The 14,259-nt window shown below is 68.7% G+C and carries 15 protein-coding genes; 10 read left to right on the forward strand and 5 right to left on the reverse strand.

Annotated elements, in window-relative coordinates; genetic code table 11:
* From RIE08_07455 to RIE08_07470, 4 genes are all read right to left on the reverse strand, one after another.
* Nucleotides 1-672: hypothetical protein (locus RIE08_07455; GenBank protein MEQ8717434.1), on the reverse strand; the 672-nt coding region annotated here is incomplete at its 3' end.
* A gap of 149 nt (nt 673-821) precedes the next feature.
* Nucleotides 822-1,406, reverse strand: a complete 585-nt coding sequence (locus RIE08_07460; protein MEQ8717435.1) for a hypothetical protein — start codon at nt 1,404-1,406, stop codon at nt 822-824.
* 295 nt (nt 1,407-1,701) lie between these two features.
* Entirely contained in the window at nt 1,702-3,339 is a 1,638-nt protein-coding gene (locus RIE08_07465) for a fumarate hydratase (protein ID MEQ8717436.1), read from the reverse strand.
* 70 nt (nt 3,340-3,409) lie between these two features.
* Nucleotides 3,410-3,898 carry a hypothetical protein gene (locus RIE08_07470; GenBank protein MEQ8717437.1) on the reverse strand — a complete coding sequence of 163 codons (489 nt, stop codon included), beginning with the start codon at nt 3,896-3,898 and terminating at the stop codon, nt 3,410-3,412.
* A gap of 92 nt (nt 3,899-3,990) precedes the next feature.
* Between RIE08_07470 and RIE08_07475 the strand changes: the two genes are divergently transcribed.
* The 4 genes from RIE08_07475 (at nt 3,991) to RIE08_07490 (ending at nt 6,780) form a co-directional block, all read left to right on the forward strand.
* Nucleotides 3,991-4,770 carry a hypothetical protein gene (locus RIE08_07475; protein MEQ8717438.1) on the forward strand — a complete coding sequence of 260 codons (780 nt, stop codon included), beginning with the start codon at nt 3,991-3,993 and terminating at the stop codon, nt 4,768-4,770.
* Nucleotides 4,770-5,663 (forward strand): A/G-specific adenine glycosylase, encoded by an 894-nt coding sequence (locus RIE08_07480; GenBank protein ID MEQ8717439.1) that lies wholly within the window; start codon nt 4,770-4,772, stop codon nt 5,661-5,663. Before RIE08_07475 ends, RIE08_07480 begins: the two co-directional genes overlap by 1 nt.
* A gap of 92 nt (nt 5,664-5,755) precedes the next feature.
* Nucleotides 5,756-6,259, forward strand: a complete 504-nt coding sequence (locus RIE08_07485) for a flavin reductase family protein (protein ID MEQ8717440.1) — start codon at nt 5,756-5,758, stop codon at nt 6,257-6,259.
* A gap of 2 nt (nt 6,260-6,261) precedes the next feature.
* Nucleotides 6,262-6,780, forward strand: coding sequence for a gamma carbonic anhydrase family protein (locus RIE08_07490; GenBank protein ID MEQ8717441.1), 519 nt, complete (start codon nt 6,262-6,264; stop codon nt 6,778-6,780).
* 9 nt (nt 6,781-6,789) lie between these two features.
* On the opposite strand, the gene RIE08_07495 is transcribed toward RIE08_07490, so the two are convergent.
* Nucleotides 6,790-9,315 (reverse strand): EAL domain-containing protein, encoded by a 2,526-nt coding sequence (locus tag RIE08_07495; GenBank protein MEQ8717442.1) that lies wholly within the window; start codon nt 9,313-9,315, stop codon nt 6,790-6,792.
* Nucleotides 9,316-9,607: 292 nt separating this feature from the next.
* On the opposite strand from RIE08_07495, the gene sufB reads away from it, so the two are divergent.
* From sufB to RIE08_07525, 6 genes are all read left to right on the forward strand, one after another.
* Nucleotides 9,608-10,867: a Fe-S cluster assembly protein SufB gene (sufB, locus tag RIE08_07500; GenBank protein MEQ8717443.1), complete on the forward strand. Its 1,260-nt coding sequence runs from the start codon at nt 9,608-9,610 to the stop codon at nt 10,865-10,867.
* A 180-nt stretch (nt 10,868-11,047) separates the two neighbouring features.
* Nucleotides 11,048-11,410, forward strand: coding sequence for a hypothetical protein (locus tag RIE08_07505; GenBank protein MEQ8717444.1), 363 nt, complete (start codon nt 11,048-11,050; stop codon nt 11,408-11,410).
* A gap of 38 nt (nt 11,411-11,448) precedes the next feature.
* A complete protein-coding gene (locus RIE08_07510) occupies nt 11,449-12,711 on the forward strand; it encodes a SufD family Fe-S cluster assembly protein (GenBank protein ID MEQ8717445.1) in 1,263 nt (420 codons plus the stop codon).
* Nucleotides 12,708-13,046 (forward strand): non-heme iron oxygenase ferredoxin subunit, encoded by a 339-nt coding sequence (locus RIE08_07515; protein MEQ8717446.1) that lies wholly within the window; start codon nt 12,708-12,710, stop codon nt 13,044-13,046. The genes RIE08_07510 and RIE08_07515 overlap by 4 nt, the downstream gene beginning before the upstream one ends.
* The gene (sufC, locus tag RIE08_07520) at nt 13,043-13,861 is read left to right on the forward strand and encodes a Fe-S cluster assembly ATPase SufC (GenBank protein ID MEQ8717447.1); all 819 of its coding nucleotides are present in this window, start codon (nt 13,043-13,045) and stop codon (nt 13,859-13,861) included. The genes RIE08_07515 and sufC overlap by 4 nt, the downstream gene beginning before the upstream one ends.
* 48 nt (nt 13,862-13,909) lie before the next feature.
* Nucleotides 13,910-14,200 carry a 4a-hydroxytetrahydrobiopterin dehydratase gene (locus RIE08_07525; protein ID MEQ8717448.1) on the forward strand — a complete coding sequence of 97 codons (291 nt, stop codon included), beginning with the start codon at nt 13,910-13,912 and terminating at the stop codon, nt 14,198-14,200.
* Nucleotides 14,201-14,259: the final 59 nt, after the last annotated feature.

Here is a 14,259-nt window from a genome sequence, read left to right on the forward strand (position 1 = left end):
GAGGCGGATCATCGCGTCGGGGTGGCCGGTGTCGATGTAGACGCCGCGTTTGCGGTCCTGTTCCGCGGCGCGGTCTTCGGGGTCTTCGCCGTGGCGGCACCAGTTGCGCACCAGCTGCCGCAGCCGGGCGACGGGGACCCGCCGCGCCCACGCGACCAGGTGGGCTTCGTCTCGGCGCGCTCGGGCCGGGTCGGCTTCGCAGGCGAACCACAGCGCGGCGATGTGGCCGGTGGTGATCGCCCCCGCCTCGAGCGCCGTAATCGCTGCGGGCAGGATCTGCGCGACCCGCGCCGCGCGGCGCTGCCGGTTCACTTCATCACGATCCGAACCCGCCGCGTCACCGGCACCGCCCGCAGGAGGAGGCGGCACCGGCCCCGCACCATCGTCGTCTTGGCCGCTGGTGTCGTCGCCGTTACCAGCGCCGTCGCCGCTGCTACCGGGGGGCGGCGAGGCATGCGACGCGATCGCCGCTGCGGTACGCACCGACGCCGCCGCCACCACACGACGATGTGCTTCCAGGTCCTTGGACAGGACGCTCAACTGGTCGACGTCGAGGCACGCCAGATCCAGGCTCCGCAACCGGCCAGCCGCGGCGTCGAGGGCCCCACGGGCCTCGCCGAGGCCAGTGTCACGGTCCCTGTCGGAACCGGCTGCGAACATGTGTTCGACCATGAACCCACACTAACCAACCGGTGAGACACTCAACGCCGGACGGAACGTGTCAGGGGAGATCTCCGGAAAACCCGAAGGGCCCGCCTCCAGTGGGGGAGGCGAGCCCTTCGGCGCAGGGTGGCAGGGGCAAGGCTTTTCTGGTGGTGGGATCAGCTTGCAACCGCGGGGGCGGCGAGGTCGACGCCGCGTGTAGCGAGGAGGCGGGCCTTGAGAGGCGGCACGCCGAGGACGAGGGCGGCCCCGACGATGACGTCGACCTGGGCCGTGGACGGAGACCCGCCGGACTGGGCAACGGCCACGGCAGAGCTCAGGAGCGTTGTCCGGCGGGCCTCGTCCAGATCTTCGGCAACCACGAGGAGCGAGCCCCGCAGTCCGTTGTCGAGGTCTGTGTCAGCCAGATCACGGGTGAGGTCGGCGTCGCTGTAGTTGGTGCGACCGAGTTGGCGGATGTGCTCGATCGTCTCCTCCCGCACCTCGGGCTTGGAGCTCGGGCCGGCTGCCGCGACGGTGACGAGCAGGTACCGGGCGCACTCCGTGAAGCGTGCCTCGAACTCGGGGTGGCGGGGTGTGGGATCGAAGCCGTGGGCGTCGTGGATCGTGCGGCAGCCGGTGCACTGGACCCGGGGACCACCTCGGCGGGGTCGCCGGCCCGAGAACTCGTTGCTGTCGAAGATGGGGGGAGCTTCGAAGATCTCGCCCACCCTGTCCGCCCCGCAGACCGGACAGTGAAACACGATGTGTCCTGGGAGTCGCTTGGACGGTTCCATTCTTGTGCCCTGCCTCACTGGTTGGTTCCTCTGCCGTGGTACATCCACAGAATCGGTGCAGTGGGGCATCTGCTATACGTCAACATTGATGAATCGGCGTCGGATTCGAGGTCCGATGCCGCTTCGGATGGGCTGAACGGGCCGTATTCCTACCGACTATCGGGTAGAGGGGGCCCGATGACCCCCCATTTTCTTCTCGTCAATGGTGGGTAGAGACCGGGTCGGGCTTCGTGATGCGCGCGGGACTGTGATGCCGGGGAACTCAGTGCCGGAGTTTGACCGGTGTCGACACATCCGCGTAGAAGTCGTTCCCCTTGTCGTCGATCACGACGAACGCGGGGAAGTCCTCGACCTCGATGCGCCAGATGGCTTCCATGCCGAGCTCGGGGTACTCGAGCACCTCGACCTTGCGGATGGAGTCCTTCGCGAGGCGGGCGGCCGGCCCGCCGATGGAGCCGAGGTAGAAGCCACCGTGGGCTGCGCAGGCGTCGGCGACCTGCTTGGAACGGTTCCCCTTGGCGAGCATGACGAGACTGCCGCCGGCTGCCTGAAACTCCTCGACATAGGAGTCCATCCGTCCCGCGGTGGTGGGGCCGAACGAGCCCGACGCGTACCCCTCGGGCGTCTTGGCCGGACCGGCGTAGTAGACGGGGTGGTTCCGCAGGTAGTCCGGCATCGCCTCTCCCGCGCGGAGACGTTCACGGATCTTGGCATGGGCGATGTCGCGGGCCACCACGAGGGTGCCGGTGAGCGAGACGTGGGTCTTCACGGGGAACTTCGTCAGCTCGGCGCGGATCTCGTCCATCGGCCGGTTCAGGTCGATCGGGTGGATGTCGTCGGAGAGGTCGTCTTCGGTCGCCTCGGGCAGGTACTTCGCGGGGTCCCGCTCGAGTTCCTCGAGGAAGATGCCGTCCCGGGTGATCTTGGCGAGGGCCTGGCGGTCCGCCGAGCACGACACGGCGATCCCGACCGGGCACGACGCGCCGTGACGGGGGAGTCGGATGACGCGGACGTCATGGCAGAAGTACTTGCCGCCGAACTGGGCTCCGATGCCGAAGTCCCGCGTCTGTTCGAGGATGCGCTTCTCCCACTCGAGGTCCCGGAATCCGTGGCCGTCCTCTCCGCCTGCGGTCGGGAGCCGGTCCAGGTAGCGCGTCGATGCCATCTTCGCGGTCTCGACCGCGAACTCGGCCGACGTGCCGCCGATGACGACGCCGAGGTGGTACGGCGGGCATGCCGAGGTCCCGAGTGAGCGCAGCTTCTCGTCGAGGAAGTCCGTGAGGGAATCCGGATCCAGAAGGGCCTTCGTCTCCTGGAACAGGAAGCTCTTGTTGGCCGATCCACCGCCCTTGGCCATGAACAGGAAGCGGTACTCGGAGCCGGCGACCGCCTCGATCTTCGTCTCCATGGGGAGGTTGGTCTTGGTGTTGACCTCGGAGAACATGTCGAGCGGGGCCATCTGCGAATAGCGCAGGTTGTGCTTCTGGTAGGTGTCGTAGACGCCCCGGGCGATGGCCACCTTGTCGTCGCCGGAGGTCAGCACGTACTGACCCTTCTTGCCTTTCACGATCGCCGTACCCGTGTCCTGGCAGCCCGGCAGGATTCCGCCAGCGGCGATGTTGGCGTTCTTCAACAGCTCCAGTGCGACGAAGTGGTCGTTGGGGGAGGCGTCGCCGTCGTCGATGATCGCCTTGAGCTGTGCGAGGTGGCTGGGGCGCAGGAGGTGGGCGATGTCGCGCATCGCCTCCGCTGTGAGTAGGCGGATGCCCTCGTCGTCGACGCGGATGAATTCCATGCCCGCGGCTTGCACCACCTCGACGTGGTCCGTGGTGACGAGTCGGTAGGTCGTCGGGTCTTCGCCGGTCAGCGGCAGGAGGTCGGTGTAGGAGAAGTCGGCCATGGCCCAAGCGTAGGTCGCGCCGGCGACGGTCCGGGAACGAGCGCCGCTGCGCTGCGGCGGAACCCTTCGCTCAGGGGATGGCCGGGGTCCCGGCGTAGCGCATCGGGTCCGAGGCTTCGGGGATCGTCGGCTGGTTCCAGCTCATCATCTGGGTGAGGTTCGCAACGACGTCGCGCCATGCGTTCGGGTCCCAACCTTCGGCGGCCGCCACCACCTCGAGCGAGTGGTCCAGGTGCACGATGGCGGGGAGCGTCTCGAGCCCGAGGGCGCCGATCATCTCGCGATCGGGATCGGCGAAGGTCAGGAGCTTGTCGGACCACGGGCCGAGGAACTCCCTGGTCTCGTCGTCGTCGCCCGCGACCAGCCAGGAGACCCTGCAGTCGGCGCCGACGAAGTTGGAGAGGATCCGACCGGCGGTGTCGATGAGCCACGCGCTCTCATAGGTGAACGGATCGAGTGCGACCATCACCAGGTGGAAGGTCGTCACCCAGTCCTCGGCGGGGAGAGCGTCGCCGTTGATCGGGTCGAGGGTCGTGTCGGGAGGTGGTGCGGTTGCCACGGCGGGCAAAGGTAGTCGAATGCGTACGCCGGTGGCATGTTGGGGGCACCTCGGCCTGACCGACCCCGGGACGCGCCGGTAGTGTCCACGCGGTGCACCCCATGGAGCATCTGCGCCACGTCGCCCGGTCACACGGTCTCGAGCACCAGATGCTGGCCGCCGAGTCCGCCTACGCGCTGGCGGGGTTCAGCGACGATCCCGGTGCTCTCGTCACGGCCTGTCGCCGGATGGTCGCGCGTCAGGCCAACTCGGGTCCGACCATGTGGGTGGCCGCACGGATGCTCGCGGCGGCCGATGCCTTCGAGACCTCCCGCGAGCTCGCCGAGACGCTGTCGGACGACCCGACGGCGCGTCTGCTGGCACGGGAGCTGCCCGACGAGGCGAAGGTGGTCACGGTGGGCTGGTCGACGGTCATTCCCGCGGCCCTCCGTCGACGCGGTGACGTCGCTGTCGCCGCGGTGGGCGGTTCGGGCGCGTTTCTGCGTCGCCTGCGCTCCGCCGAGGTGGACGTGGCCGATGTGGCCGACGCGGCGCTCGGTGTGGCTGTCGCCGAGGCCGACCTCGTTCTCCTCGAGACGTGGGCGGCCGGGTCCCGGCGCTTCGCCGCTGAACTCGGTTCCCTGGCGGCGGCCGCCGTCGCCCGTCACAGCGGTACGCCCGTCTGGCTGACCGCGGGGCTGGGAGCCTTCGTCCACGAGGACCTGTGGCGTCGCATCGAGGCGGGACTGGTGGGCGTCGACGCGACCCTCGATGTCGTCGATCTCGACCTGGTGGACCGGGTCGCCACCCCGGGCGGCGTGGTCGACGTCGCTGCCGCCGTGGCCGCAGCTGATCGCCTGCCCGCTCCCGAGTTGACCCGCGACATCGGGTGATGTCGCCGGGTGAGGACGGCGACGGCGTCTTCGACCCCGGAGCGGTCCGTGACCTGCTCGGTTGGGCGGCACAGGATCCGCGCCCGATTCCGTGGCGTGGTCACCGTGACGCGTGGGGCGTTCTGGTCTCGGAGGTGATGCTGCAACAGACCGACGTCGGCCGGGTCGTCGACCGCTGGCCGGTGTTCATGGAGCGCTACCCGACGCCCGCTGCCATGGCCGCAGCGCCGGTATCGGCGGTGATCGCTCACTGGCAGGGGCTCGGCTACAACCGGCGCGCCGTCGCACTGCACCGGTCTGCCGTGCGGATCGCCGAGCGTCACGGTGGCGAGGTGCCCGACACCGTCGAGGCTCTGGAGCAACTTCCCGGAGTGGGCGCCTACACGGCGCGTGCGGTGGCCGCGTTCGCGTTCGGTCGCGACGTCGGTGCGCTCGACACGAACGTCGGTCGGATCCTCGCCCGCCGTGCCGGTCGGCCGCTGGGCCGCGTCGATGCGCAGGCTCTGGCCGATGCCGCCGTGCCGGCCGGACGTGCGGGGGAGTGGAACCAGGCGATGTTCGACCTCGGCGCGGCGGTCTGTACCAAGCGGAGTCCGTCGTGTGGCGGGTGCCCCGTGCGTCGGGGGTGTGCGTGGCACGGCGAGGGTGGGGACCCGGCGGTGGGGTCCGCGGCGGTCTCGCGTCCCCAGTCGCGTTTCGTCGGTTCCGACAGGCAGGGACGGGCCCACCTCGTCAGGGTCCTCAGTGACGGTGGTGCCGTGGAGGAAGCGACCGTCGCCGCGGTCATGGGCTGGCCCGACGATGCGGACCGTGCGGCAAGGGTGCTCGCCGGCCTGGTTGCCGACGGGCTCGTCGACTGCGAGGGAGGGGTCGTCAGCCTCGCGCGCCGATGATCCGCGCTGCGGTGCCGCCAGGCAGAGCGTGTTTCCGCCCGCGATCGCACGGTTGGCTACCCTTCGGGACCGCTGTCGACAAGGAGATCACCGTGAGCGAGAACGGCGAGACGATCGATCCCATGGAGTTCCGACGGGTGCTCGGCCACTACCCGACGGGCGTGACCGTCGTGACGGCCGACGGCCCGGACGGGCCAGCGGGGTTCGCCGTCGGTACGTTCGCCTCGGTCTCGCTGGACCCTCCCCTCGTGTCGTTCTATCCGGACAAGTCCTCGGCGACCTGGCCGGCCATCGAGGCGGCGGGCTCTTTCTGCGTGAACGTTCTCGCTGACGACCAGGCGGGGGTGTGCGGGAAGTTCGCGTCGAAGGAGGACGACAAGTTCGCGGGAATCTCGTGGCATACCGAGGTGACCGGTGCACCGGTTCTCGACGATGTCCTGGCGTGGATCGACTGTGACATCGACGTCGTCCACGAGGCGGGCGACCACTGGCTCGTCGTCGGGCGGGTGCGGGCCCTCGACGTGGCTGACGACGCGCGGGGCCCGTTGCTGTTCTTCAAGGGCGGTTACGGCGCCTACGGCGTGCTGGACGGCTGAGCGTGCCCATCTACGCGTTGGGTGACCTCGAACCGGTGATCCATCCCGAGGCGTACGTGCATCCCGAGGCGGTCGTGATCGGGAACGTCACGATCGGAGCGGAGTCCACGGTCTGGCCCGGGGCGGTCCTGCGGGGCGACGAGGGGTCGATCACCGTGGGCAGCGGCACCTCGATCCAGGACGGTGCGGTTCTGCACACCACTGGCGAGTTCTTCACCGTGGTGGGCGACAACTGCACGATCGGGCATCTCGCGCATCTCGAGGGCTGCACGGTGGAGGATCTCGCTCTGATCGGTGTCGGCGCGGCCGTTCTGCACCGGGCCGTGATCGGCCGGGCGGCACTGGTGGGAGCGGGCGCCGTGGTGACCAACGACATGGTCGTCCCGGCGGGGGCGATGGCGCTGGGCATCCCCGCGAAGATCCGCCCGGACGCGGCCGACGAGGAGACCCTCCGCTGGGGCGCAGGGGTCTACCGCCGACGTGGCCACCAGTACCGAGCGGACCTCCGTCGGCTCGACTGAGGACGCAGCTCAGCTGCGGCGGCTGCGGGCGGCGACGAGCGCGCCGGTCAGTTCGTGGGCCGCGCTGGGTTGGTGGAACACGTAGCCCTGGATCTTGTCGCAGCCGATGTCCACGAGTGGAGCCAACTGGTCTGCCGACTCGACCCCGGAGGCGATGACCTCGATGTCGAGGGCGTGGGCGAAGCTGATGATCGCGTCGAGGAGCTGACGGCCCTCCTCGTCGCCGATGCGTGAGACCAGCGTCGAGCTGAGCTTGACGCTTCCGATCGCGAGGCGCTGGATGTCCGCGAGCGATGAGTGCGACGTGCCGAAGTCGTCCACGGCGATCGGCACGCCGAGGTCTCGCAGGCCTGCGAGCGTCTTGGCGGAACGGTCGAGGTCGACCATGAGCGCCTTCTCGGCGATCTCGATGCAGATGGCGTCGGGCGGCAGCGAGTTGGCCTCGAGCTCTGCCGCGATGCGGTGGGCCAGCTCCGAGCTGCCGATCTGACGCCCGGAGATGTTGATGTGCACACGGGGCGCGTGACCGTTCATCTCGGCTCTCCAGTTGGCGGCCTGTTCGCACGCCTTGGCGAGCACGAGCATGTCGAGCTCGGAGATCATGCCGGCGGCGTCGGCGACGTCGACGAACTCCGCAGCCGGAAGGAGTCCGCGCGTCGGATGGCGCCAGCGCACGAGTGCCTCGACGGCGCTGATGCGCAGCGTGTCGGTGTCGAAGAGTGCCTGGTGGTGGAGTTCGAACTCGCCGCGGGAGACCGCCCCGTCGAGTTGTTCGGCGGTGGCCGCACGATTGGCGGTGTTGGTCCGCATCGTGTCGTCGTACAGCTCGGCTCGGGCCCGGCCGTGCTCCTTGGCCTGGTACATGGCGGCGTCGGCGTCACGCATGAGCGAGTCGGGGTCCGTGGCCTCGTCGGAGACGGCCACACCGATGCTGACCGTCACCGCCAGGTCCGTGTCGGCGACCCGGAACGGTTTCTCGGTGAGGGCGTTGGCCACCCGTTCGGCGATGGACATGGCGTGGGTCTCGTCCTCGATGTCCTCGCACAGGACCACGAACTCGTCGCCGCCGAGGCGGGCGACGGTGTCCGAGGGGCGCAGGATGTCACTCAGGCGCGCCGCCATGTCGACGAGCAGGCTGTCGCCGGCCGCGTGGCCGTAGCGGTCGTTGATGACCTTGAACCGGTCGAGGTCCATGAACAGGACTGCGACGGGGTGCCGTGACCGTGACGAATGCGCGAGCGCGAGTTGGAGCCGATCCAACAGCAGTGACCGGTTGGGCAGATTCGTCAGGGCGTCATGGGTTGCGAGGTGTGCGAGCCGTGCCTGGCTGGTGGGGCTTCCGTCGACGACCGAGGCGGCCAGTTCGGCGACGCGCACGGCCTCGAAGGCGCCTTCGGTTGCAGGGGTGGTGGGCTCCGGCGGTGTCCAGCGCGATCGCACCGGGGCAAGACCGGTCTCATCGCCGGCTATCGCAGCGGCTGCCACTTCGCGAGGTCCGGCGGGGATGGCGGGGGCATCGGGCAACTCGATGACGATCTCGTCGGTCGGGTCCGTGTCGGCGCGACGGGAGGTCCCAGGGCCGCCGGTCGCCTTCTCGGAGTACCCGCCGCTGTCGTGGCCGGTGGAAGCGTCGGGGTGGTCGCCGTGGCCGATGGGTGAGTCGGGTCCTTCGCCGGGGTCGCCGTGGCCGGCGGGTGCGTCGTGGGCCGCCAGGGCGTGAGCCTGCTCGGCGGCCTCGCGGAGGTCTGCATCGAGTTCGTCGGAGGGCTCGGGCAGGCGTAGATCGAGCTCGCGTAGTGCTTCGACGACGACGCGCATGGCGATCAGGTCACGGAGCCAGGGTCTGTCTGAGGGGACGATCCACCACGGGGCGGCTTCGGTGCTGGTCTCGGTCAGCATGTCCTCGTACGCCCGGCTGCGCGCCTCCCAGCGGCGCCTGTCGGCGAGGTCGCCGAGGGTGAACTTCCAGCGTTCCTCCGGGTCGTCCATCCGGTCCTGGAGTCGACGTCGCTGCTCTTCGGACGACAGGTGCAGGAAGAGCTTGACGACCGTCGTCCCCTCGTCGGTGAGGAGGCCTTCGAACTGGCGGATGTGCTGGTACCGGCGTCGCCAGGTGGACTCCGGTACGAGGCCGTCCACGCGGGCGCGGATGATGTCCTCGTAGTGGCTGCGGTTGAACAGTCCCAGCTCGCCGACGCGGGGGACCTCGGCGTGGATCCGCCACAGGTAGTCACGTTCGGACTCGGATTCGCTGGGAGGTCCGAAGGTGGCCAGGCGCACACCCTGGGGGTTGACGGCCGAGTAGAGCAGGCGGACCAGCGCGTCCTTGCCGGCCGTGTCGGGTCCCTGGAGGATCACCAGCAGTCGGTGGCGCCTCTGCGCGAAGAGGCGGATCTGCAGTGAGCCGAGCTCGTCGGTGAGTCGTTCGAGGCGCGCACGCGCGTCGCGCCGGGCGACGTCGGTGTCGCCGCGGGGGTCGATTTCGTCGAGGTCGACCTTCGCCCGCTCCTCGACGCGATGGCGGGAGGTGTCCACGTCCGCAGCTTCGCACGGTCTGGTCCCGATGTGGTGTCTCTCGGCCGCGGTTGATCCGGCTGACCCACGACGCGGCGGGCGGGCCCCACAGGTGACTACCCAGGGTCCCTGCGTCCTCACTGCGGGTGGTGTCAATGGTGGCGAACGCCGTGTTTCGGTCGTCCGTCGAAACTCGTCGGTGATCCGGTCGTGTTACGCGATGGACCCGGCCGGGAACATTGTTACTATCCACGTAGGAGAAACCCCCCCGGCTCGCCGGGGTGCCCCCAACCCCGAACGGAGTGTTCCCGCCATGTCGACGACCCAGGACCTCGGCCTCGACCTCAGCCGCTATGCACTGGGCTGGTCCGACGTCGAGGACTACGTTTTCAAGCCGAAGAAGGGCATCGACGAGGCGATCGTCAAGGAGATGTCGTGGATGAAGGGGGAGCCCGACTGGATGCGGGACTTCCGTCTCAAGTCGCTCCAGCGCTTCGAGCAGCGGCCCATGCCCCACTGGGGCGGGGACATGTCCGGGATCGACTTCGATGACATCTTCTACTACATCAAGCCGACCAACTCGCTCTCCGACGACTGGGACAACGTCCCCGAGTCCATCAAGAACACCTACGAGAAGCTCGGCATCCCCGAGGCGGAGCGCAAGTACCTCGCCGGTGTCACGGCCCAGTACGAGTCCGAGGTCGTCTACCACAAGAACCGTGAGGACCTCGAGGCTCTCGGTGTCATCTTCTGCGACATGGACACCGCCCTGCGCGAGTACCCCGAGATCGTCAAGGCCTACTTCGGGCGGATCATCCCGCCCAACGACAACAAGTTCTCCGCCCTCAACTCGGCGGTCTGGTCCGGCGGCAGCTTCATCTACGTCCCACCCGGCGTCGAGGTCGACATGCCCCTCCAGGCCTACTTCCGCATCAACGCGGAGAACATGGGTCAGTTCGAGCGGACGCTGATCATCGCCGACGAGGGCTCCAAGGTCCACTACATCGAGGGCTGCTCGGCGCCGACCTACTCGACCGACTCGCTGCACTCGGCTGTGGTCGAGATCGTCGTGAAGCCCTCCGCGCGGGTCACCTACACGACCATCCAGAACTGGTCCTCGAACGTCTACAACCTGGTCACCAAGCGTGCGCGGGTCGAAGCCGAGGGCCACATGGAGTGGATCGACGGCAACATCGGCTCCCGTCTCACGATGAAGTACCCCGCCGTGGTCATGGTCGGGCCCAAGGCATCAGGCGAGGTTCTCTCGGTCGCCTACGCGGGGGCCGGTCAGCATCAGGACGCCGGGGCCAAGATGACCCACGCAGCGCCCGAGACCACCTCCAAGATCGTCTCGAAGTCCATCTCCAAGGACGGCGGGCGTAGCTCGTACCGCGGGCTCGTGCGGGTCGAGGACGACGCGTACGGCTGCAAGAGCCACGTCCAGTGCGACGCTCTGATCCTCGACGAGCACTCCATCTCGGAGACCTACCCCTACATGGAGCTGGGTTCACGTGACGCGGTGGTCGGTCACGAGGCCACAGTCTCCAAGGTGGCCGACGAGCAGCTCTTCTAACTGATGACGCGTGGTCTGACGGAGGAGCAGGCGATGGGCATGATCGTCAACGGGTTCATCGAGCCGGTCACGCGTACCCTTCCCATGGAGTACGCCGTCGAGTGGAGCCGTCTGATCGAGCTGCAGATGGAGGGCTCGGTCGGCTGAGTCAGCTGCCAGAACGACCCCCGGGGCACCACCATGCCGATGCGTCAGGAATGCAAGCACTTCGAGAGCCGCTCGTACCCCAACGGCGACACCGTGCGGAAGTGCGACCTCGATCTGGCCCCGGAGGCGCCGTGGCGGTGTCCCGCGGACTGCCCTCGCTATGAGAAGCGCCGGGTGGACGTGAACTGGTCCTACGGGACCCTCGTCACCCCGGAGACACCTGCCGAGCCGCCTTCGCTGGGAACCGACGACTCGATCGCCGCCCTGTTGGACGAAGCCGAGGACATCGTCAACGGCGTGGGCGACCGGGTGCGCGCCGAGGTCGAGGAGCAGCGCCGTCGTGACAGCTCGAAGCTCGGCAGGTTGAAGCGGCGCTTCCGCCGCAACAAGGACTGAAGTCGAACCGGGACCTGTGGTCCCGCAGAAGGAATGTTGTGACAATCACCGACGACAACCCGCCCGGGACGACCGGGCCCGACTGGCTTGCGGCGCAGCGGCGTGAAGCCGCCGACGCCGTCTCGGCGGCCGAAGCGCCCACCACCGAGATCGAGGAGTGGCGGTACTCGCCCGTCGCCGACGTGACGGCTTCCGACTACACCTCGGTGACCGACGCGGTCCGCGAGGTCCCTGACCTGACGGCGGTGGCCCCGCTGCTCACCGGCGCCGCCGGCGTGGTCGTGACCCGCAACGGCCGCATCGTGTCGTTCGACGTCGCCGGGGTCGCTCCGGCTGTCGTCTCCTCGCTCACCGAGGGCGATTCCCCCGGTGCGCTGGGAACGGTGATGGCCGAACCGCCCGACGTGTTCGCTCAGATGTCGATTGCCGAGGCGGCCGAGCCGATCGGGATCACGATCCCGGCCGGGAAGGTCCTCGAAGCTCCGATCGTCATCGTGCACGTGATCGACGCCGATGCGGCACGGGTCGGATGCCGTTTGGCCATCAGCGCCGGCGAGGCCTCGCAGGTGTCGGTCGTCGAGATCGTCATCTCGCCCGACGACGTCTCCGCCCTCTACCTGCCGACTCTGGAGATGGACGTCGCCGACGCGGCGAACGTGTCCTATGTGAACGTGCAGATGCTCGGCCGCCGGACCGTGCAGATCTCCTCGCACGCGGCGCGCGTGGGCGCCCAGTCCCAGCTCGCCGCCGGGCTCGTGGCTCTCGGCGGCTCCTACGGTCGGATCCGCCTCGACTACGACCTGATCGGCCGTGGTGCGTCCGTGGACCTGTGCGGCGCGTACGTCGCGGACGGCGATCAGACGCTGGACTTCCGGGCGTTCCAGAACCATGTGGGGGCCGACACGACGAGCGACCTCCTGTTCGTCGGCACCCTCGACGACACCTCGCGCAGCGTCTACACGGGAACCATCCGCATCGGTGAGGACGCCCCGGGTACCAACGCCTTCCAGACCAACCGCAACCTCAAGCTGTCCGACGATGCCCGCGCCGAGTCGGTCCCCAACCTCGAGATCGAGAACAACGACGTGCGCTGTTCGCACGCCTCGACCGTCGGGCCGATCGACCCTGAGCAGCGCTTCTACCTCGAGAGCAGGGGCGTGCCACCGAAGATGGCCGAGCGGCTGATCGTGGGCGGGTTTTTCGAGGCCGTCCTCGGTCGCCTCCCGGTGGCGACGGTGCGCGCACCGCTGCGGGCCATCCTCTCCGAGAGGCTCGACGCCGAGCTGGGGGTGACGGTGTGAGCCGCGAAGTCCCGCTGTGTCGTGCCGACAGCGTCGCCGACGGTGAGGCCAGGGCCTTCGACATCGGCAAGGCCAGTGTGGCGCTCGTTCGCATCGGCGAGGAGTTCCACGCGATCGACGATGTCTGCAGCCACGCCGACTTCTCCCTCGCCGCGGGCGAGGTGGACCCCGACGAGTGCACGGTCGAGTGCTGGAAACACGGCGCGCTCTTCGACCTGCGCACCGGCGAGGCACTGACGCTTCCGGCCACCCGGCCGGTGGCCGTCTACGAGGTCCGTGTCGCCGATGGCGACGTGACAGTGGTTCTTCCCGACGACGACGAGGACCGGCCATGAGCGAGTTGATCATCGAAGATCTGGAGGCCACCGCGGGCGGGACGGAGATCCTGCGGGGTCTGAGTCTGACGGTCCGAAGCGGCGAGGTTCATGCCGTGATGGGTCCGAACGGGTCGGGCAAGTCGACGCTGTCCCATGTCGTGATGGGCCGGCCGGGCTACGAGGTGACGGGGGGTTCGGTGACCCTCGACGGCGCCGACGTCCTGGCGATGTCGCCGTTCGAACGGGCGCACGCGGGCCTGTTCCTCGCCATGCAGTATCCGACGGAGGTCCCCGGCGTGGTGCTCCGTGACGTGCTGGGCGCGTCGTTCACCGCCGCGGGCCGTGACCCCGCCGAGATCGACGGTCGTGTGGCAGCAGAGGCGCCGGCGGTCGGCATGACCACCGCACTGCTCGAGCGCAGCCTCAACATGGACCTCTCCGGCGGCGAGAAGAAGCGCAACGAGACCCTCCAGTTGGCGGTGCTCGAGCCGAAGATCGCGCTGCTCGACGAGCTCGATTCCGGCCTGGACGTTGATGCGCTTCAGGCGGTCAGCCGCCGTATCGAGGAGGCCACCAAGACGGGTCTCGGCGTTCTGGCCATCACCCACTACACCCGTCTGTTCCGGGAACTGAAGCCGGATCGCGTGCACATCCTCGTGCGTGGCCGCATCGTCGAGAGCGGCGGGCCCGAGTTGGCCGACCGTCTCGAGGCGTCGGGCTACGACGAGTGGACCGCCGCGCCCACCGAGACCACGGTGGGCATCGGCTCGTCCTCGCTCGGGTCCCGGGCCAAGCCCGCCGAAGCGGACCCTTTCGCCGACCCGCTGGCCTGACCCCGTCGCCGGTCCGGTCCGGCGCACCGACGCCCGAAGGAGCACGAGATGGCAGATGTCCCACCGGTCCTCTCCCACGAGGACGTCGACGCGGCCCTCGCCGATCTCGAGGGTTGGGAACGCGACGGCGAGTTCCTGCGCCGCGACTTCGAGTTCGACGACTTCGTGGAGGCGTTCTCCTTCATGGCCGGCGCGGCGCTCGTCGCCGAGAAGCTCTTCCACCATCCCGAGTGGTCCAACGTCTACAACCGTGTGTCCATCGCCATCACGACCCACGATGCCGGTGGCCTCACCGACAACGATCTCGAGTTCGCCCGCCGGGTCAGCTCCCTCGTCTGACACGGGACGCTTCCCCGGAACCCTCCCTCTGGCGCGGATGCGGGTGTTATTCTCTGTCC

The organism is Acidimicrobiales bacterium, assembly GCA_040219085.1.
Lineage (GTDB): Bacteria > Actinomycetota > Acidimicrobiia > Acidimicrobiales > JAVJTC01 > JAVJTC01.